Origin of the sequence: Arthrobacter sp. AG258 (assembly GCF_004364695.1) — a bacterium.
Taxonomy (GTDB): Bacteria; Actinomycetota; Actinomycetes; order Actinomycetales; family Micrococcaceae; genus Arthrobacter.
This window is the reverse complement of the sequence record NZ_SOBI01000005.1, coordinates 232,795-252,831: the sequence shown is the minus strand read 5'-3', so window position 1 is coordinate 252,831 and position 20,037 is coordinate 232,795. Positions and strand designations below refer to the sequence as shown.

Sequence of the window (20,037 nt, the reverse complement as noted above, 5' to 3'; positions counted from 1 at the left end):
CATCAGCACAAGCCGGTAAGGACGTTGGAACGATGAAGTTCGGCAAGCAGCCCGCCCCCGTTGCGGACATCAATGAGGACAACCTCGAAGTCCACAAGCCCAAGACCGAAGCTGCCGGGGTCAAGGCCGTCATGGTTGCGCTCGAGCGTGCGGTGGCGCAGGCGGGTGTGGCCCGGACGGCGCAGTCGCTGCTGCGGCTGAACCAGCGGGGCGGTTTCGACTGCCCCGGCTGCGCGTGGCCGGAATCGGACAAGAAGCGAAAAGCGGCGGAGTTCTGCGAGAACGGCGCCAAGGCGGTGGCCGAGGAGAACACCCTGCGTACCGTCGGAGCGGAGTTCTGGGCCCAACACTCCATCGCCGAACTCTCGGAGAAGACCGAGTACTGGCTGGGCAACCAGGGCCGGTTGAGCGAACCGGTGGTGATCCGCGAAGGGGAGACGCATTACTCGCCGATCTCGTGGGCTGACGCGTTCGAGCTGATCGGTGAACACCTCCGGGCGACCACCCCGGAGCGCAGCGTCTTCTACACCTCCGGCCGCACGGCGAATGAGACCGCGTTCCTGTACCAGTTGTTCGCGCGGTCCCTGGGCACCAACAACCTGCCGGACTGCTCCAACATGTGCCACGAGTCCTCCGGCTCGGCCCTGAATCCGACCATCGGCATTGGCAAGGGCACGGTGTCCCTGGATGACATCCACGACGCCGAACTGATCTTCGTGGTGGGCCAGAACCCCGGCACCAACCATCCACGGATGCTGTCCGCGTTGAAGGAGTGCAAGGACAAGGGCGGCAAGGTGGTGGCCGTGAACCCGCTGCCCGAGGCCGGCCTGTTCAACTTCAAGGACCCGCAGACCGTTTCCGGGGTGGTGGGCGGCGGGACGCCGTTGGCCGATGAGTACTTGCAGATCAAGGTGGGCGGGGACTTGGCGCTGTTCCAGGCGCTCGGCCACCTGCTGCTGGAGGCCGAGGCAGCCAATCCGGGGACCGTCGTCGACCATTCCTTTATTGCCGCCCAGACGGACGGGTTCGATGCCTACCGCGAAGCCCGGCGCACCTTGGACTGGGATGAAACCGAGAAGGCCACCGGCCTCACCCGGGGCCAGATCGAGAAGGTCGCGGCGATGCTGGAGGCGTCCAAGGCCTCGATCTTCTGCTGGGCGCTGGGCGTGACGCAGCAGCCGCACTCGGTGGACACCATCAAGGAAATGGTCAACGTCCTGCTGCTGCAGGGCAACTTCGGCAAGCCCGGCGCCGGCGCCTGCCCTGTCCGCGGGCACTCGAACGTCCAGGGCGACCGGACCATGGGCATCTGGGAGAAACCCAAGGAGTGGCTCCTGCAGGCCTTGGACGCCGAGTTCGGCATCACCTCCCCGCGGCACCACGGCTACGACGCCGTGGAGTCGATGGAGGCATTCGAACGGGACGAGGTGGACGTATTCGTGTCCATGGGCGGAAACTTCTCGCTCGCCTGCTCTGACACCGAGGCCCTGGAAGCGGGCATGCAGCGGATCGGGCTGACCGTGCACATCAGCACCAAACCCAACCGCTCGCACGTGGTGCACGGCCGCACGTCACTGATCCTGCCCACCCTGGGCCGCACCGACAAGGACGACAAGCATCCCAACGGCGCACAGTTCCTCTCCGTGGAGGACTCGATGTCCGTGGTCCACTCCACCCAAGGCCGCCTCACCCCAGTCTCCGAGCACCTGCTGGCTGAGCCCGTCATCGTGGCACGGATGGCGGAGGCCACCTTTGGCCCGGACCACCCAGTGGACTGGAAGGCAATGGCCGAGGACTACGACGTGATCCGCGACCACATCGCCCGGGTGCTGCCCGGCTTCGAGGACTTCAACGCCCGGGTCCGGACCAAGAACGGGTTCGTGCTGCCCAACCCGCCGCGCGACACCCGCTCCTTCGCCACCGACATCGGCCGCGGCCGGTTCACGGTCAGCCCGCTCGAATACCTCACCCCGCCGCCGGGGCACCTGGTGCTGCAGACCATCCGCAGCCACGACCAGTACAACACCACGTTTTACGGCCTGGATGACCGCTACCGCGGCATCTCCGGCGGCCGCCGCGTGATCCTCATCCACCCTGAGGACCTCGCCGAGCAAGGATTCCAGGACCGGGAACTCGTGGACGTCGTCAGCACCTTCCAGGGCGTGGACCGCCGGGCGGACAGGTTCCGGCTGGTGGCCTATCCCACCGCCAAGGGCTGCGCGGCCGCGTACTTCCCCGAAGCGAACGCGCTGGTCCACAAAGAAAACGTGGCCCGCGTATCCAACACCCCCGGCTTCAAGGCCATGTTCGTCAGGTTCGAGCCGCACCGGGGAGAGGCAGCGGTTGCCGGGGAATCTGCAGGGGAGCTGGCCGGAACGCACGCCTAGCCCCACCGGATGGGTAAGGTGCGCCGGTGCGGGCAATGACGACGGCGGCAGTCCGGCAGGTGCCGGGTGCCGCCGTCGCCGTTCCCCACACAGGTTTTTATGCCGGGTGGTTCCCGTCCGGACCGGCTTTCGGGTCAAGGTCCTTGCCACGAGCGATCGCGGTGAGCCGGTTCCACCCCGCCAGGGCCTGGTCCGCGGGAAGAAACGCGGAGAGCCAGGCCATCCCGTCCTGGTCCGCCCGGAACTCTACCCGCCGATCAGACACCCCCTCGACGTGGCGTTTCTCGATGCTCTCGGCGTGGTGGCGTTCCCGCCAGGTCCGGGCCTTGGCTTTGAACCGGTGCGCCGGCAACCGCCCCACCGGTCATCCCCGCACCGGGTCCGGGGCGTCATGGTCCAGGAAGTGGGCTTCCAACCCGGCCGCCCCCGCGGCATCAAGGTACGCGTCTCATCCGCCATCACCACCGCATGCTGCCACGACAGGGTCCCGGCCTGCAGCCCCTCCAATGTCCTCGGCAATGAGGTAACTACGCCGTGCGAGGCCGTCAGGAACGACGACACGGCGCGCGGACCCAGGGCCAACACACCCGATCTCCGCCGCGACCGCCATCTCCTGCGCCTGCACCGGCGCATCCGGCCCCGCAACCATGTCGGCCATGCTTTTTCGTCATATCCGAAATTGATTGACAGTGAGCGTGGCTGGAGTCACACTGTTGCATATGGTGATCGTTGTTGCGTTAGGCGCTTCAGTTTTATTCCGGAGTTGTCGCTTCTGTTGCTGATGAACCTCCCCACATTCGTTGACAGAACGTCTTGAACACCCCTTGTGCCCCACCTGCTCCGTATCCACCCCCAAATCGCCCCATGCCCAGCCCTATCGGGAGGAAACACATGACTACCTCAGTGAATGCGCCCCTCAGCGCACGCGGAAAGCTCGCCTCAACATTGCCTGCCGAGCAGCTGGCCGAAATTACCGAGTTGTTTGCTTTGCGGCGCACCGGCTACTCCCTTGATGCCCCGTTCTACACTGACCCGACAATCTTCAAGCTCGACATGGAAGCCATCTTCGGCCAGCACTGGATCTTTGCCGGCAGCGTTGCCGAGTTGCCGGAGCCGGGCGACTACATCACGGTCGACTACGGACCCTACTCCCTGATCGTGCTGCGCACCGACGAGGGCGGCGTCAATGTCCTGCACAACGTCTGCCGCCACCGCGGTGCCCGCGTCCTGACCGAAGCCGCCGGTTCCACCGGAAACCTGGTCTGCGGCTATCACTCCTGGACGTACTCCCCCGAGGGCAACCTGATCCACGCATCCGCCCCCGGCGAAGCCAAGTTCGACAAGAACTGCTTTGCCCTCAAGCGCGCCCACAGCCGCGAGGTTGCCGGGCTCATCTTCGTCTGCATTGCTGACGAGCCACCCGCAGACTTCGACGAAACCGCCAAGATTTTCGAGCCCTACCTCGCCCCCCACGACCTGTCCAAGACGAAGATTGCCTACCAGCAGAACATCATCGAAGAAGGCAACTGGAAGCTCGTCATGGAGAACAACCGTGAGTGCTACCACTGCGACGGCCACCCGGAACTCGCCTGCTCGCTCTTCCCCACGTGGGGCCTGACCGAGGGACTGATCCCGGCCCACCTGGAAGAGGTCTGGGACCGCAACAAGGAAGCCCAGTCCTCCCTCGAGGAGCGGTGCCGCCGCTACGGCCTGCCCTACGAGGTGGTGGAGGAACTCGACACCCGCATTGCCGGTATCCGCATCTCGCGCGAATCCCTGGACGGCGAAGGCGAATCTTTCTCCGCAGACGGCCGCAGGCTCTCGAAGAAGCTGCTCGGCGACCTTCGGGACTTCCGCCTGGGCCGCTGCTCGATGCACCTGCAGCCCAACAGCTGGTTCCACTTCCTGGGGGACCACGTCATCACGTTCGGGGTTTTCCCCATCAACGAGCACCAGTCCTTGGTCCGCACCACCTGGCTGGTGGCTGACGACGCCGAGGAAGGCGTTGACTACGACCTCGAAAAGCTCACCTACACCTGGAAGCAGACCAACCTGCAGGACAAGGCGTTCGTTGAGCTGTGCCAGCAGGGTGCTGCCAGCCCCGCGTACGAGCCCGGCCCTTACATGAAGAGCGAATACCAGGTGGAGGCCTTCATCAATTGGTACGTCCAGCGCGTGCAGGAGCACTTGGCATGATTGACGTCCTCACTCAGGCGCCGGTCCGGGAACCGCAGCGCATCCGCGGCCTTGAAATGCCGTGGAACCGGGTGATGGGCAGCATGGAAGGCCCGGCCAGTGCAGCCAAGGCGCTGGGCCCGTGGCATCCGCAGGAGTTCATGGCCGAATGCGTCGAAACCGTTCCCGAAGCCGGCGGCATGATGACCTTCGTCTTCCGCCGCTGCGACGGTGCGCCCCTGGCGTTCCGCGCGGGCCAGTACGTGAATATCGCTTTCCCCGTGAACGGCGAGGACCAGGAACCGGTGGACCGCAGCTACTCGCTGTCCAGTTCACCCACGGAACCGTGGACCTTCAGCGTCACCGTCAAGCGCGACCCGGGCGGACTGGTTTCCCCGTGGGTGCACGGGAACGTCAGGCCCGGAACTGTCCTGGACATGCTGGGACCTGTCGGGGCATTCCACCTGCCTGACGCCGATCGGCGGGCACGGTACCTCTTCCTGGCCGCCGGCGCAGGCATCACCCCCATCATGTCGATGCTGCGCACCATCCACTCGTTGCCCGGAACCGCCGATGTGGTGGTGCTTTACCACGGCGCGGAAGCCGGCGGCTTCGCCTTCCACCGGGAATTGGCCTACATCGCGTCGGTGGACTCGCGCATCAAGGTCTTCTACGCCCTGGGCGACCGCGGCAGGCCCGAGGACTGGGATGGCTTCACCGGACGGCTGACGGCGGCCATGATCGACGAGGTGGCACCGGACGCCAACGGCCGGCAGGTGTACGCCTGCGGGCCCGAGGGGTACTTGAACACCGCCACTGAACTGCTCAAGAACGTGGGCGTCGACGATACCTCCATCTACATGGAGTTCTTCTCCGGCGACCGGCAGACCCTCCTCGAATACCAGGCCGAGCTCGCCCTGGCGGCGGACATCGCCGAGGAAATCGCCGACGAGATCGCGGAGTCCGCCGAGGACTACTTCGAGAGCCAGCCGGCGGCGTTCGGGATCTATGAGCCCGGCTACGACGAGGATGGAACCCTGCAGGCCACGGGGCTGGCGCTGGAAGCTGCAGCCCCGGCCTCGGCGGAAGCCGCGTCCGTGGAAGCCGCCGAAGCCGCAACCGAAGCCGCCACCCCGGATGCGTCAAGCTTCGACACCGTGGGAACTGGCAGCCTCACCCTGTCTTTCATGCGCACCGGAATCAATGTGCGGATCGACCCGCAGGAACCCATCCTGGGTGTGGCCCAGCGGGCCGGTGTCCGGATCGGCGCCAACTGCAAGGAGGGCATGTGCGGCTCCTGCAAGGTGGTCAAGCTGTCCGGGGAGATCGACATGAACCACCAGGGTGGAATCCGCAAACGGGAAATCGATGCCGGCAAGTTCCTTCCCTGCTGCTCCACCGCGCGCACCGACATGGTGATCGACGCCTAGCCGCTTCCCTGAGCCGCCGGCACCGCGCGCCGTCCCACGTTTTACCGCAAGTGAAAGTCATAACCACACGGAGGGTCTGATGCAGCCGGCGTCAGGCCTTCCGTGGCAATTGAACCCTAACCATAGGAGCCACGCCCATGTCAGGTAACAAAGCCGTTGCGTACAAGGAGCCCGGGGTTGTCGAGGTCATCGATACCCCGTATCCGTCGTTTGAACTGAAGGCCGGCCCCGGTGTCAATCCCGCCAACGTCGGCCGGAAGGTGCCGCACGGGGTCATCGTGCGCACCGTGAGCACCAACATCTGCGGCTCGGACCAGCACATGGTCCGCGGCCGGACGACGGCCCCTGCCGGCCTCGTCCTGGGCCACGAAATCACCGGCGAAGTCATTGAGACCGGACCCGACGTCGAATTCATCAAGGTGGGGGACATCGTCTCCGTCCCGTTCAATATCTCTTGCGGGCGCTGCCGGAACTGCAAGGAGCGCAAGACCGGGATCTGCCTGAACGTGAACCCGGACCGTCCCGGCTCTGCCTACGGCTATGTCGATATGGGCGGTTGGGTGGGTGGGCAGGCGGAATACGTCCTGGTTCCCTACGCCGATTGGAACCTGTTGCGGTTCCCGGACCGGGACCAGGCCCTGGAAAAGATCATGGACCTGACCATGCTTTCCGACATCCTCCCCACCGGCTTCCACGGCGCAGTCACGGCAGGCGTCGGCGTCGGGTCCACCGTCTACGTTGCCGGTGCCGGCCCCGTCGGGCTTGCCGCGGCCGCCAGCGCCCAACTGCTGGGAGCTGCGGTGGTCATCGTGGGCGACCTCAACGAAGACCGCCTGGCCCAGGCCCGATCCTTTGGCTGCGAAACCGTCAATGTGGCCAACGGCGACCCGGCAGACCAGATCGAGCAGATCCTCGGCGTCCGGGAGGTCGACTCCGGCATCGACGCCGTCGGCTTCGAGGCACGCGGCCACGGCCACGGCGCCCAGGAAGCACCTGCCACCGTGCTGAACTCGCTGATGGACCTCACCACCGCCGGCGGCTCCGTGGGTATCCCCGGCCTCTACGTCACGGGGGACCCGGGAGCCGCGGATGAAGCCGCACGGAAGGGAAGCCTGTCCCTGTCCCTGGGAACCGGTTGGGCGAAGTCCCTGTCCTTCACCACGGGCCAATGCCCGGTGATGAAGTACAACCGGCAGCTGATGATGGCCATCCTCCATGACCGGATCCAGATAGCCAAGGCGGTCAACGCCAAGGCCATTTCGCTCGACGACGCCCCGCGCGGGTACGCGGAGTTTGACGCCGGCGCGGCAACGAAGTACGTCCTGGACCCGAACGGCTACCTCAACAACTGATGCGCGGTTCCCGTTTGTGAAGAACAGCAAGGTTCCAACGGCGGCGCCCCGCTCAGCAGGGGTGCCGCCGTTGGCATGCCGGGGTGGAACAGCGCGCGCTCCGCGGGCAACAAAAGAGGCGGTTGGGCCTGCAGGTCTCAAGCAGGCCCAACCACCTTTGTGGTGGATGGGGCAGATCAGCCGCGGAGGCGCTCCATGCCCGGGTCAAAGAGCGGCTCGGCGCTGACGGTGGCGGCTACGCGCCGGCCGAAGTACTCGATCTCCACGGCGTCCCCCTCGGACACCGACGAGGGCAGCCAGGCGTAGGCAAGGGGCTTGCCGACGGTGAAGCCATACGCCGCGCTCGTGACGTAACCAGCGGCTTCCCCGGCCACGTACACCGGTTCCTTGCCCAGCACCACTGACGTGCCGTCGTCGACCTTCAGGCAGCGCAGCATCTTCGCCGCAGGCTGCTCGCGGAGCGAAGCCAAGGCCTTGGCGCCCACGAATCCGGTCTTGTCCTTGGCCACGGAGAAACCGAGGCCCGCTTGGTACGGGTGGTGCTCGGACGTCATGTCCGTGCCCCACAGCCGGTAGCCCTTCTCAAGGCGCATGCTGTTGAAGGCGCCGCGGCCGGCAGCGATGATGCCGTGCTCCTGGCCCGCCTCGAACAGCAGGTCCCAGAGCTTCAAACCGTACTCGGCGGTGGTGTAGAGCTCCCAGCCGAGTTCGCCGACGTAGGAGAGCCGCATGGCCGTGACGGGGATGCCGCCCACGGAGATCTCCTTGGTCCGGAAGTACTTCAGGCCGTCATTGGTGAGGTCGTCGGTGCTGACCTTGCCAATCACCTCGCGGGCCAGCGGACCCCACAAACCGATGCAGCAGGTGCTGCCGGTGATGTCGGTGACGTGGACCCACTGGCCGGGGTCGGCGGCGGACTGCCGGCGGGCTTCCACCCGGAGGTAGTCGAAGTCGACGTTGCTGTTGACGCCCAGCTGGAACTCCTCCTCGGCCAGCCTTGCCACGGTCACGTCACTGCGGATGCCGCCGTCGTCCGCCAGCAACAGGCAATAGGTCACGGCGCCCGGCTTCTTGGCGATGTTGCCCGTGCTGAGCCGGTGCAGGAGTGCCTGCGCGCCCGGGCCGGCGACGGAGAGGCGCTTCAGCGGCGTCATATCGTAAAGTCCGACGGCGGTGCGCGTCTTCCACGCTTCGGCTGCGGAGATGGGGGAGTGGAACATTGCGGACCAGGAGTCCCGCTCCGGGGTCTGCCATTCGGCCGGGAGTTCTTCGAGGAGCGCGCGGTTGGCTTCGAACCAGTGCGGGCGTTCCCAGCCGGCGGATTCCAGGAAGAACGCGCCCAGCTCCCTTTGGCGGACATTGAAGGGGCTGACCCGCAGCTCGCGCGGGGATTCACGCGGCTGCAGCGGGTGCATGACATCGTAGATCTCCACGAAGTTCTGTTGCGAGGTTTCGCTGACGTAGGCGTCCGAGGTCTGCACCTTCTCGAAACGGGTCAGTTCGCAGCCGTGCAGGTCTGTCCGCGGCTGGCCGTCGATGATCAGCTCTGCCATGGCCTTCGCAACGCCGGCGGAGTGCGTGACCCACACGGCTTCGGCCACGAAGAAGCCCTCGAGGTCCGGTGCTTCGCCCATGAGCGGGCCGCCGTCGGGGGTAAAGGAGAAGATGCCGTTGAAGCCATCCTGGATTTCGCTGCTGCGCAGTGCCGGCAGCAGGTCCTGGCTGTCCTCCCACGCGGGAACGAAATCTTCCAGGGTGAAGTCCAGCCGGGAGGGCATGCGGTGGTCGGACATCTCCCCGGCCGGGACCTTCGGCAGTGCGGACATGTCCACCGGCATCGGCCGGTGGGCGTAGCTGCCGATGCCGATGCGGTCGCCCCATTCGCGGTAGTACAGGTCCTTGTCCTGGTAGCGAAGGATGGGCTTGCCGGCGCCGTTGGGAAGCTCGTTGACGCCCTCAAGTTCGGCGAGGGGCGTGGTGACCGCGTACTGGTGGGCCAGCGGCAGCAGCGGCACCTCCAGGCCCACCATCTTGCCGAGCTCACGGCCCCAGAACCCTGCGCAGGACACCACGATATCGGCAGGAATGAGTCCGGCCGAGGTCTCGACGCCGGTGACCTTGCCGCCCTCACGGGCGATGCCGGTGACGGTGGTGGACCCGCGGTAGGTGACGCCGTGTTCGCGCGTGCGCTCGATCAGCAGCTGGACGGCGCGGGCCGCCAGGGCGAGGCCGTCGGTGGGGATGAGCAGGCCGCCCAGGACTTCCCGGCCGCCGCTGAGCTTCCCCGTGGTCAGCAGGGGGTAGATCTTTTCGCACTCGTCGGCATCCACGATCCGGCTTTCGACGCCCCAGGAGGTCATCACGCCCATCTTGCGTTTGAGGTCCGCCAGGCGCTCCGGAGTCGTTGCCAGTTCAAGGCCGCCCACCTGGTTGAAGCAGGACTGGCCATCCTTGCCCAGGGCGAGCAGCTTGTTGACGGTGTAGGTCGCGAATTCCGTCATGGTCCTGGACGGGTTGTTCTGGAATACGAGGCCCGGAGCGTGCGACGTGGAGCCGCCTGCCAGCTCCAGCGGGCCCTGTTCGACGACGGTGATGTCATTCCAGCCGCGGCTTGCCAGCTCGTCGGCGAGGTTGGTGCCGACAATGCCGGCTCCGATGATGACGACGCGGGGTGATGCGCTCATGGTTCGTGGTTCTCCTGGTTGGTGCGTGGCTCCGCGCTTCGCTATAAGCAACGCGCAGCACTATATGCAACACGGTGGCGTAGCTCACAAGGAATGTCAAGGGTTTCCGGCATTGTTGCTGCGGCTGCCGTCACTGTTTCAGCGGGCCCAGGCTGGCTCCGGGAAGGGCGGGCATGACGGAGGCCTCCGCCGCTGGTGCGGCGAAGGCCTCCTGTGGGTTGCGGCCGGTTGCCCGGTGTCAGTGCGAGAAGTTGGTTGAGATCTCGGCGAGGGTGCGCCCCTTCGTCTCAGGCGCGAGCCATTGCGAGAGTATTGCGCCGAGTAATGCGACGGCGGCTGCCACGACCATGCTTGGGCCCATGCCGATGTTGCTGATCGCCCACGGCAGGGCGAAGGTGCCGAGTGCGGCTCCGATGCGGCTGAAGGCCGCGGCGAAGCCCATGCCGATGCCGCGCAGGTCGCCGGGGAATACCTCGGCCGGATAGACCTGGGTCAAGGTGGTGTAGCCGGCATTGAAGAAGGAGAAGGCGAGGAACAGGGCCAGCACCAGGATTGCCGGCGCGTCAGCCCAGACCCCGATGACCAGCAGGATGCCTGCGCAGAGCCACTGGCCGGGCACGGTGAGGATCCGGCGGCCGAGCCTGTCAATCAGAAGCACGCTGGTGACAACACCCGCGGCCGCAAGGGCGGACAAGCCCACTCCACCGGCCCAGCCGCCGCCGAAGCCGAACTGCGTGAGCACGTCGTCGGCGAAGGTCGCGATCGCGAAGTACGGAGTGACCGCGCAGAACCAAAAACCGGAAGTGAAGACGGTGGCGCGCCAGTGTTCCTTCGAGAACAGCATTCCGAAGGAGGCGTTCTTGATTTTGGTCCTGCCCTTTGCGGCTTGGGCCTCCTGGATCATCCGCAGGTCGATCTCCTCGGTGATGCTGTCGTGCATCTGCGGCGATTCGACATACTTGTGGGCGATCGCCAGTGCTTCGTCACGCCGTCCCTTGGTGATGAGCCAGCTTGGCGATTCGGGGAGGCCGATGCGGGCGAGGAACAGGACGAACGCGAGGATGGTGCTCGTCCCGATGACGAGGCGCCAGGGGGTGCCGGCCTCGTGCAGGAGCGTGCCGATGATGAATGCCATCATGAAACCGACGTACCAGGCGATCAGGGTCAGCCCGAGCAACCGCCCGCGGAGCTTTGGGGGAGAGAACTCCGACAGCAAGGGGCCGCCGATCGAGTACTCACCGCCGATCGCGACACCCATCATGAACCGGATGATGGCCAGCTGGATCACGGCACCGTCTCCGGAGGTTACGAAGAACTGGGCCGCTGAGGCAACCAGGAACAGGCCCATGTCCACGAGGAACATGGGCTTGCGTCCGAACTTGTCAGTAGCCCAGCCGGCCAGCGGGGAGCCGACGAAGATACCGGCCAGCGGGCCTGCGGCGATCATGCCCAGGGACAGTGCGTCGAGCTGGAGGTCTGACCGCATGGGGCCGGTGACGGGTCCGATGATTCCGAGGATGTAGCCGTCGAGGAACATCCCGCCGATGAAGACAGCGACGAGCCGCACCATGAAGCGGCGTTTGAACTTCGAGCTGGTCCCTTCGGCACTGCTTTGATCGATGGTGCTGGCACCTTTGATAGTCATAAACAGTTTCCTTTAGTGATCTGGCGCTGCCGCGTGGATGCGGCAGCGTGTGCGGCCGAGTTGCGGGCCGGGCTCCCCCTCGGATCGGCCTTCATAAATTCTGTCCGGCTGCTTCCATGCCATCGCGGGTGGCCTCGGAAGGGCGGGAGGAGCATATCCAGGAGTATTACGTTCCGTGATGATCAACAACGTTCGCTGTATGCAACAAAATCGTGCGCTAGCTCACACCCAATGTCAAGAGTGAGTCCTGAGAAAGACGTAGCCCGTAAGCGTTCCTGTTGCGCGCTCCGGGCACGGCTGTTGCGGGGTCCCGTTCTCCGAAAACGGTGCTTCGATGAGGAATACCTCCCCAGGTCTTAGGCCCATCGAAGCACCTTTCACGGAGAACGGGACGCCCGTTGCCAACGCTGTGGCGTTCCTAGCCTGCGGCTTCCAGGGCCTGGAGCTCCGGGACCTCGGGCGCCAGCGGCGGGGATGACACTTGCCTGCGTGCGGCCTCTACGGTGTGAAGGAGCAGCAAAACCGTGGTCACTGAGCCCACGCCGCCGGGAACCGGAGTGAGCGCTGCTGCTGTCCCGGTGACGCTGGCTTCGTCTACGTCACCCACCCGCGAGCCGTCGGGAAGGACGTTCGTGCCGACGTCGACCACCACTGTTTGGGAGGAGACGTCGCCGCCTCCCAGCAGTCCGGCGCGGCCGGCGGCGACCACCACCACATCGGCATCCTTCGTATAGCGCGCCAGCGGCCCGGACCTGGAATGGCAGACCGTCACGGCGGCGTCGCGTGCCAGCAGCAGGAGGGATAATGGTTTGCCCACCACGGCGGACCGGCCCACCACCACAACGCCCTTGCCCGCCAGCGGAATCCGGTAATGCTCCAGGATTTCGACGACGGAGCGCGCGGTAGCGGGTGCAAAGGCCGGCTGGCCGACGGCAAGGCGTCCCAGGCTCAGGGGATTGGCGCCGTCAATGTCCTTTTCCGGGGCGATGAGGCCCACCAAGTTGTCGGTCCGGACTCCCGGAGGCAGCGGTGTTTGCAGGATGATGCCGTTGACGGAGGGTTCGGCGCTGAGGTCCCGCAGGACGCCGGCCAGGACCGGCTCCGTTGCGTCGTGTCCCAGGTCGATGATCCGGCAGCCGACTCCGGCGCGCTCTGCTGCCCGCTCGATGGAACGGACGTACCAGTGCGTTGATTCGTCGCCGGTTGCCATGACCACTGCCACGACCGGGCGGACGCCCTCAACTTCCAGCGACCTGACCTGTGCCTGGACCTCCTGGTGGAACAAACCGGCCAACGGCTTCCCGGAAAGTACTGTGGTGCTCAACCAAGGATCCTTTCGCGCACGCGGGCCGAGAGGGCATCTGCCGCCAAGACCACCTTTTCCTCAATGCCGTCCGTCTGCCGCGCAAGCCGGGCGCGTGCCTCCGGGTCCTTGACTGCCACAACGTTGATGTCGATGTTCACGCGTGCAGTAGTGGCGGCTGCCCTGGCGGCATCTGCGGCCGCTGCCACGTCGCTGATGACGTTGGCGTTGGCGACGTCGTACAGCTCCGTGGCCAGGTCCACGATCTCGCCGGACAACGTGACCAGCCGGGCGGGTGTTTCAGCCGCCTGGATGAGTGCGGACTGGATCCCGGCTGCACGGGCGGCCTTGAGCTCAGCCGTCCCGGACGGGAGTTTGTAGGAGTCGATGACTGCCTGGAAGGCCGCCTCGTCCGCCTCGGCCAGGTGCAGCGCCTCCTCGATAAGGCCGTCGGCATCCGCCGTGATGCGCTGCACCAAGGGTGCGTGCGGCTCATACTTGGCGCCGGTGGTGTAGCGCGCCACCATGGCCACCAACGCTGCACCCTGTGCGGCGTGCAGGGCCGCGGCAGCACCGCCGCCAGGCGTCGGCTGCTTGGCAGCCAGCCGGGCGAGGTAGCTGCCGATTGACTCCGAGCTGATCATGGCCCTACCCGCGGAGCCGGGTCATGGTGGGGTCGTACAGGGGGTCCTGCGTGACCGTGGCGACGATCCGGCGCCCGAAGTATTCGATCTCCACGGAATCGCCGATCGAAACTTCTGCGGGCAGGTAGGAGTAGGCGATCGGTTTCCGGACCGAGTAGCCGTAGGCGGCGCTGGTCACGTAGCCAACTGCCTGGTCCTTGTAGAACACCGGTTCCTTGCCAAGCACCAGGCTGCGGCCGTCGTCGACCGTCAGGCAGCGCAGGTGCCGCGCTGAGTTCTCCTCGGTGCGGCCTTCCAGGGCAGCCTTCCCGACGAAGCTGTCCTTGGCCATCTTCACCGCGAAGCCCAGGCCGGCCTCGAAGGGGTCGTGCTCGGTGGTCATGTCCGTGCCCCAGGAACGGTAGCCCTTTTCCAGGCGGAGCGAGCTGAACGCTGCCCGCCCGGCTGCGATGACGCCGAACGGCCGGCCCGCCTTCCACAGTGCATCCCAGAGCCGCTGGCCGTTGTCGGCGCTGGTGTACAGCTCCCAGCCAAGCTCACCGACGTAGGACAGGCGCATGGCGGTGACCGGCACGCCGCCGATAACCACCTTCTTGGCGCGGAAATACTTCAGGCCGTCGTTGGTGAAGTCGTCGCTGCTGACGGTGCTGACCAGGTCGCGTGCCAGCGGACCCCACAGGCCGATGCAGCAGGTGCCGCCGGTGGTGTCGCGGACCTGGACCCAATCGCCGGCGCCGCCGCCTTCGGTCTGGTGCCGGGCGGCGCGTTCGAAGTAGGCGGTGTCGATGTTGCCGTTGGCGCCCAGCTGGAAGGTGTCCTCGGACAGGCGGGCCACGGTGATGTCGCTGCGGATGCCGCCGGCATGGTCAAGCAGCAGCGTGTAGGTGACCGCCCCGGGTTTCTTGTTCAGCTCGGCGGTGGTGAGTTCCTGGAGCAGCTTCAGGGCGCCGGGGCCGGAGATTTCGAGGCGCTTCAGCGGAGTCATGTCGTACATGGCGACGGCGGTGCGCGTCTTCCAGGCCTCGGCCGCGGCGATGGGGGAGCTGAACATCCCGGACCAGGCATCGCGTGCCGGGGGCTGCCAGTCGGCGGGCATTTCTTTGAGCAGTTCGGCGTTGGCCTCGAACCAGTAGGGCCGTTCCCAGCCGGCGCCTTCGAGGAAGTAGCCGCCCAGTTCCTTGTGCCGGGCGTGGAAGGGGGAAACGCGCAGGTTGCGCGGGGAGAGCTTGGGTTGCAGCGGGTGCAGGACGTCGTAGATCTCCACGAAGTTCTGCTGCGAGGTTTCGCTGACGTATTCGGGCGTCAACTGAACGTCCTCGAAGCGGTGGATGTCGCAGTCGCCCAGGTCGATGGAGGATTTGCCGTCCACCAGGAGTTCGGCCACAGCGCGCGCGATGCCGGCGGAGTGGGTCACCCAGACGGCTTCGGCAACGAAGAAGCCGTCGAGTTCCCTGGACTCGCCAACGAGGGAGCCGCCGTCAGGGGTAAAGGAGAAGATGCCGTTAAAGCCGTCTTCGATTTCGCTTTGGCGCAGGGCGGGGAGCAGCTGTCTGGTGGCCTCCCAGGCGGGGAGGAAGTCCTCCACCGTGAAGTCCAGCCGCGACGGCATGTTGTGCTCGCTGATTTCGTCCGGCTTGAAGGTGCCGAGTTCGTCAAGGTCCACGGGCATGGGCTTGTGGGCGTAGGAACCGATGCCGTACCGGTCCCCGTGCTCGCGGTAGTAGAGGTCCTGGTCCTGGTGGCGCAGGATGGGCAGCGATGCGCCGTTGGGCAGCTCGTTCTTGCCCTTCTGATCCGGGACCGGGGTGGTCTTGACGTACTGGTGGGCCAGCGGGAGCAGCGGGACGGTCATGCCGATCATTTCGCCGATCTTTGCACCCCAGAAGCCGGCGCAGGAGACCACGATGTCTGCCGGGACCACCCCGTCGGAGGTCTGGACGCCAGTGACGCGGCGGCCGGACTGTTCGATGCCGGTGACGGTGGTGTTGCCTTGGTACTTCACGCCGGCAGCCTCGGTGCGCTTGATCAGCAGCTGCACGGCCCGCGCCGCGCTGGCCAGGCCGTCGCTGGGGACGTGCAGGCCACCCAGGATCTCCTCCTCGTTAATGAGGGGGTACAGTTCCTTGCACTCCGCCGGGGAGAGGATCCGGCCGTCGATGCCCCAGGCGGAGGCGTAACCGAGCTTGCGCTTCAGGTCCGAGAGGCGGGTTTCGGTGGTGGCAACTTCCAGGCCGCCCACCTGGTTGAAGCAGCTGGTGCCGTCCTCGGTCAGGGACAGCAACTTTTCCACGGTGTACTTGGCGAACAGGGCCATGGACTTGGAGGGATTGGTCTGGAAGACCAGTCCCGGGGCGTGCGAGGTGGAGCCGCCGGGCATGGTGAGGGGCCCCTGGTCCAGGACGGTGATGTTGTTCCAGCCCCGCGTGACGAGTTCATCCGCGAGGTTGGTGCCGACGATGCCGGCTCCGATAATGACAATGCGTGGCGACGATTCCAAGGTAGTCTCTCCTGCTGCTTTACGGATTGTGCCTGGGTAAGGGCCGGTGCTCACCGGAACACCACGGTGCTGGTCTGGTCCAGCAGCACACGGTGCTGGCAGTGCCAGCGGACGGCGCGGGAGAGGGCCAGCGCTTCGGCGTCCTGGCCCACGGTGGACAGTTGCGCCGGACCATAGGTGTGGTCCACGCGGATGACTTCCTGCTCGATGATTGGACCCTCATCCAGGTCCGCCGTGACGTAGTGGGCGGTGGCACCCACCAGTTTTACGCCGCGGTCGTAGGCCTGGTGGTAGGGGCGTGCGCCCTTGAAACCGGGGAGGAACGAGTGGTGGATGTTGATGGCTCGGCCCTCCAGGGCGCGGCACAGGTCATTTGAGAGCACCTGCATGTAGCGGGCCAGGACCACGAGGTCGGCGTTGAACTCATCCACCAGCTCCAGGAGCCGGCGCTCGGCGTCGGCCTTCGTGTCCGGGGTGACGGGGATGTAGATGAAAGGCAGCCCTGCGGCTTCCGCCATGGCGCGGTGGGTTTCGTGGTTGGAAACCACCGCCACCAGCTCTGCGCCGAGGCTGCCGCCGCGCCACCGGAAGATGAGGTCGTTCAGGCAGTGGCCGAACTTGGACACCATGACCAGGACGCGCTTGGGGGTTTGGCCGTGGAAGCTGGCCTTCATGTCGAAGCGGCTGGCGATGCCGGCGAACTCTTCTTCGAGCATCGCCGGCGTGTAGCTGGGGGAGCCGGAGAACGCTGTGCGCAGGTGGAGCGTCTCGCGCAGGCTGTCGTCGAACTGCTGGTGTTCGTCGATGTTGAAGCCACGTTCGAAGAGGAACGTGGTCACGGCCTGCACAATTCCGGCCTGCTCACGGCAGGACAGGGTCAGCACGAACTTCTGCGTCTGCTCTTCCTTGAGCGCCGGCAGGGTGGCGGTTGCTGAAGCTGTTTCGATGAGGGTCATGTCCCTCCTCCTTCTTCTAGATATATTCAAAAGCTGCGGACTGATATATTAGATTGGATGCCAGCGTATACTGGTCCATAGGCGAGGTCAATAGTTTTTTCCAGGTTGCGAAGAAGGGGCTCAGCATGGCGATCGAAGCTTTGGCGGTGGCGGACGACGCCGGCAGGAAATCACTGGCGGACGTCGCCTATGAGAGCATCCGTGACTGGTTGCTTATGCTGGAAATCAAACCCGGCGAGCTGCTCAACGACGAACTCCTTGCCAAAAACTTGGGCATGGGGCGGACTCCGGTGCGCGAAGCCCTGAAGCGGCTGGAGCTGGACCGGCTGGTGAAGACCTACCCGCGGCGGGGCACTTTCGCCACCCGGGTGGACGTGACGGACCTTTCCTTCATCTCGGAGATCCGTGCCCAGCTTGAGCCCCTTGCGGCCGCCCGGGCCGCACGGGTGGCCTCCCCTGCGGTCCGGGACGGGTTGCGGGCCACGCTCGAGAAGGTCGAGGAATTCGACGTTGCCGCGGCAACCGTAACCGAGACGCTGCAGCTGGATGCCCGGGTGCACCAAGGCATCTATGCCGCCGCCGCCAACCCGCACCTGGAGGACATCCTGATCCGGTACGACAACCTGGCAACGCGGATCTGGTGCATGGTGATCGACCGCCTTCCGGACCTGTCGCACCACGTGCGCGAACACCTCGATCTGCTCCGGGCCGTTATCGACGGCGCCGAGGAGCGGGCTTCCGAGCTTGCCAAGGTGCACGTGAGCGGATTCGAACATGCGGTGCGCGAGGCACTCTTCAACGCCTAGCTTCTTGGTGGCCGCAGAGCCCCACCAGCAGGGCCAGTGAAGGATTGGCCCCGGCGCATGCTGCGCCGGGGCCAAATCCGGGTGTTTCCCTACGGTGCGGCTGCCTTCTCCAGATCCGGCCCCTTGCCTTGGCACGGCTGGCCGTCGGCGCATCCGTCCGGGCACTCGTGCTTTGTCACAAAGTCGAACTGCGCGCCCCGGTGTTGCTCCACTCCGGTCCGGATAGCCCGCTCCACCACAGAGTCCGCCAGCCGGCGGCGCAGGGAAAGGGGGTCTCTGCGCAGGTCCTTGGTGAGGGCGAAGCAGAGCAGCAGCATCACGATGACAAAGGGCAGGGCCGCGACGATGGTGATCCGCTGCAGGCCCGACAATGCTTCGGAGGGTTGGTCGCCGCCGGCCAAAAGCATGACGGCGGCCACGGCGCCGGTGAGGGCACCCCAGAAGATGACCAGGGCACGTTTGGGTTCGGAGCTGCCGTTGGAGCTCAGCGACGCCATGATCAGGGAGGCGGAGTCGGCGCCGGTAATGAAGAAGATTGCAACCAGAACCATGGCCAGGACGATCACGGCCGCAATCATCCACCCCGGCAGGGGGAGATTCTTCACCAGGTTGAACAAGGCCCCATCAAAATCGATGGTTGCTTTGCCGTCGGTGACGGTCATCAGGCCCGGCGTACCGGCTTTGTCGGCTTCCTGCTGGATGTGGAAGGCCGTCCCTCCGAAGATGCCGAACCAGATGACACTGACGAGGCTGGGCACCAGCAGAACGCCGGTGACGAATTGCCGGATGGTCCGGCCGCGGCTGATCCGTGCGATGAACATGCCCACGAAGGGCGTCCACGAAATCCACCAGGCCCAGTAGAAGATCGTCCAGCCGGACATCCAGGTCCGCAGCGCCTCGTCGCCGACGGCCTCGGTGCGGGAGGACATCTCGGCCAGGTCGCGCAGGTAGTCGCCAATCGCCGAGGGGATGAGGTTAAGGATGAAGAGAGTGGGGCCCGCCACGAACACGATGACGGCGAGGACCACGGCAAGGACCATGTTGACGTTGGACAGCCACTGGATTCCGCGGCTGATGCCGGATACGGCGGAGGCGATAAAGCATGCTGTCAGGATCGCCACGATGGCCACGAGTACAGGTGTTCCGACCTCGCCTGTCCAGCCGTTCGACGTGAAGCCGCTGCCAATTTGCAGGGCGCCGAGACCCAGTGATGCGGCCGTGCCAAAGAGCGTAGCGAAGATGGCAAGGATGTTGATGACCTTTCCCACCGGCCCCTCAACGGTCCTGATGCCGAACAGCGAGGTGAAGGCGGCGGAGATCAGTTGCCTGCGTCCCAGCCGGTAGGTGCCGTAGGCCATGGCAATGCCCACCACTGCATACATGGCCCAAGGGTGCAGGGTCCAGTGGAAGATGGAGGTGGCCATGGCCGTCTGGATGGCTGCGGGGGTACGCCCGTCAACGGTTCCGGGCGGGGGCGAGACGAAGTGGTACAGCGGCTCGGCCACCCCGTAGAACATCAGGCCGATGCCCATTCCAGCGGCAAACATCATGGCGATCCATGACACCGTGCGGAACTCGGGTTTTTCGCCGTCCTTGCCCAAGGGAATGTTGCCAAACTTGCCCAGGGCCAGCCACAGGACAAACACGACGAACAGGGACGCGAGGACCATAAAGAGCCAGCCGGTGTATTCCATGACCCAGGCCAGGGCGTCTTTGGACGTGGTGGCCAGGCTGTCCTTGTCGGCAAATCCCCACACCACGAAGGCGAGGGCGATGGCGCCGGTGATGCCGAACGTGGCCTTGTCCAGCGTCAGCTTCCGGTCGCGGCGCTGGGAGACGGCCTGCTCCCTGTTACTCTGCCGCAGTTCCTCCAGTATCTGCTGGTGTTCGTTGACGGCGGGAAGGGCTGTCGATTCCTCGTGGCCGGCGCCCGGTGGCTCGGCGGGAATTCCATCGGAAGGCGGCACTTTTGGCTTGGCGGAGGTGAGATCACTGTTAATGGCCACGAAAGCGGGTCCTTTGGCTAGTCCATGGGCTTGCGTTCAGTGCTGGGCATCGGGCAGCGCAATCCGGGGATGAATCGCCGCCTGGCCGTTGGCCAGCGGTGGCAGGGCATTAGGCCCTATGGGGAGGTGTTCCGCAAAGATCAACAGAGTTC

General features: G+C 65.5%; 12 protein-coding genes and 1 pseudogene. 5 read left to right on the top strand and 8 right to left on the bottom strand.

What is annotated here, in order from left to right; genetic code table 11:
- Window positions 1-32 precede the first annotated feature (32 nt).
- On the top strand, window positions 33-2,387 hold the full coding sequence (locus DFO47_RS12655) for an FdhF/YdeP family oxidoreductase (RefSeq protein ID WP_133831855.1): 2,355 nt from the start codon (window positions 33-35) through the stop codon (window positions 2,385-2,387).
- 148 nt (window positions 2,388-2,535) lie between these two features.
- Here the strand turns inward: DFO47_RS12655 and DFO47_RS12650 are convergent.
- Window positions 2,536-3,033 (bottom strand): annotated as a pseudogene (locus tag DFO47_RS12650) (endonuclease); the annotation flags it as partial.
- 245 nt (window positions 3,034-3,278) lie between these two features.
- On the opposite strand from DFO47_RS12650, the gene DFO47_RS12645 reads away from it, so the two are divergent.
- The 3 genes from DFO47_RS12645 to fdhA all read left to right on the top strand — a co-directional run bounded on the left by DFO47_RS12645 (window position 3,279) and on the right by fdhA (window position 7,344).
- Window positions 3,279-4,583, top strand: coding sequence for an aromatic ring-hydroxylating dioxygenase subunit alpha (locus DFO47_RS12645; RefSeq protein WP_109045588.1), 1,305 nt, complete (start codon window positions 3,279-3,281; stop codon window positions 4,581-4,583).
- The gene (locus DFO47_RS12640) at window positions 4,580-5,992 is read left to right on the top strand and encodes a ferredoxin reductase (RefSeq protein ID WP_133831854.1); all 1,413 of its coding nucleotides are present in this window, start codon (window positions 4,580-4,582) and stop codon (window positions 5,990-5,992) included. The genes DFO47_RS12645 and DFO47_RS12640 overlap by 4 nt, the downstream gene beginning before the upstream one ends.
- A gap of 137 nt (window positions 5,993-6,129) precedes the next feature.
- The gene (fdhA, locus tag DFO47_RS12635; protein ID WP_018760839.1) at window positions 6,130-7,344 is read left to right on the top strand and encodes a formaldehyde dehydrogenase, glutathione-independent; all 1,215 of its coding nucleotides are present in this window, start codon (window positions 6,130-6,132) and stop codon (window positions 7,342-7,344) included.
- A 176-nt stretch (window positions 7,345-7,520) separates the two neighbouring features.
- On the opposite strand, the gene DFO47_RS12630 is transcribed toward fdhA, so the two are convergent.
- From DFO47_RS12630 to purU, 6 genes are all read right to left on the bottom strand, one after another.
- The gene (locus tag DFO47_RS12630) at window positions 7,521-10,028 is read right to left on the bottom strand and encodes an FAD-dependent oxidoreductase (protein WP_133831853.1); all 2,508 of its coding nucleotides are present in this window, start codon (window positions 10,026-10,028) and stop codon (window positions 7,521-7,523) included.
- Window positions 10,029-10,266: 238 nt separating this feature from the next.
- Window positions 10,267-11,673: an MFS transporter gene (locus DFO47_RS12625; protein ID WP_109045592.1), complete on the bottom strand. Its 1,407-nt coding sequence runs from the start codon at window positions 11,671-11,673 to the stop codon at window positions 10,267-10,269.
- A 418-nt stretch (window positions 11,674-12,091) separates the two neighbouring features.
- Window positions 12,092-12,997, bottom strand: coding sequence for a bifunctional 5,10-methylenetetrahydrofolate dehydrogenase/5,10-methenyltetrahydrofolate cyclohydrolase (locus DFO47_RS12620; RefSeq protein WP_133831852.1), 906 nt, complete (start codon window positions 12,995-12,997; stop codon window positions 12,092-12,094).
- Window positions 12,994-13,620: a cyclodeaminase/cyclohydrolase family protein gene (locus tag DFO47_RS12615; protein ID WP_133831851.1), complete on the bottom strand. Its 627-nt coding sequence runs from the start codon at window positions 13,618-13,620 to the stop codon at window positions 12,994-12,996. Before DFO47_RS12615 ends, DFO47_RS12620 begins: the two co-directional genes overlap by 4 nt.
- A 4-nt stretch (window positions 13,621-13,624) precedes the next feature.
- The gene (locus tag DFO47_RS12610; protein ID WP_133831850.1) at window positions 13,625-16,117 is read right to left on the bottom strand and encodes an FAD-dependent oxidoreductase; all 2,493 of its coding nucleotides are present in this window, start codon (window positions 16,115-16,117) and stop codon (window positions 13,625-13,627) included.
- Between the two features lie 50 nt (window positions 16,118-16,167).
- Window positions 16,168-17,073, bottom strand: a complete 906-nt coding sequence (purU, locus tag DFO47_RS12605) for a formyltetrahydrofolate deformylase (protein ID WP_133831849.1) — start codon at window positions 17,071-17,073, stop codon at window positions 16,168-16,170.
- A 125-nt stretch (window positions 17,074-17,198) separates the two neighbouring features.
- Here purU and DFO47_RS12600 point away from each other — a divergent pair, with 125 nt between their 5' ends.
- The gene (locus DFO47_RS12600) at window positions 17,199-17,879 is read left to right on the top strand and encodes a GntR family transcriptional regulator (protein WP_133831848.1); all 681 of its coding nucleotides are present in this window, start codon (window positions 17,199-17,201) and stop codon (window positions 17,877-17,879) included.
- Window positions 17,880-17,968: 89 nt separating this feature from the next.
- On the opposite strand, the gene DFO47_RS12595 is transcribed toward DFO47_RS12600, so the two are convergent.
- Window positions 17,969-19,828 carry a BCCT family transporter gene (locus tag DFO47_RS12595; protein ID WP_231369853.1) on the bottom strand — a complete coding sequence of 620 codons (1,860 nt, stop codon included), beginning with the start codon at window positions 19,826-19,828 and terminating at the stop codon, window positions 17,969-17,971.
- Between the last annotated feature and the right edge of the window lie 209 nt (window positions 19,829-20,037).

Excerpts from the sequence above, each read along its gene's own strand:
- DFO47_RS12645 (WP_109045588.1), top strand. The coding sequence starts at position 3,279 with ATGACTACCTCAGTGAATGCGCCCCTCAGCGCACGCGGAAAGCTCGCC.
- DFO47_RS12655 (WP_133831855.1), top strand. The coding sequence starts at position 33 with ATGAAGTTCGGCAAGCAGCCCGCCCCCGTTGCGGACATCAATGAGGAC.
- purU (WP_133831849.1), bottom strand. The coding sequence starts at position 17,073 with ATGACCCTCATCGAAACAGCTTCAGCAACCGCCACCCTGCCGGCGCTC.
- DFO47_RS12600 (WP_133831848.1), top strand. The coding sequence starts at position 17,199 with ATGGCGATCGAAGCTTTGGCGGTGGCGGACGACGCCGGCAGGAAATCA.
- DFO47_RS12615 (WP_133831851.1), bottom strand. The coding sequence starts at position 13,620 with ATGATCAGCTCGGAGTCAATCGGCAGCTACCTCGCCCGGCTGGCTGCC.
- DFO47_RS12640 (WP_133831854.1), top strand. The coding sequence starts at position 4,580 with ATGATTGACGTCCTCACTCAGGCGCCGGTCCGGGAACCGCAGCGCATC.
- DFO47_RS12630 (WP_133831853.1), bottom strand. The coding sequence starts at position 10,028 with ATGAGCGCATCACCCCGCGTCGTCATCATCGGAGCCGGCATTGTCGGC.
- DFO47_RS12625 (WP_109045592.1), bottom strand. The coding sequence starts at position 11,673 with ATGACTATCAAAGGTGCCAGCACCATCGATCAAAGCAGTGCCGAAGGG.
- fdhA (WP_018760839.1), top strand. The coding sequence starts at position 6,130 with ATGTCAGGTAACAAAGCCGTTGCGTACAAGGAGCCCGGGGTTGTCGAG.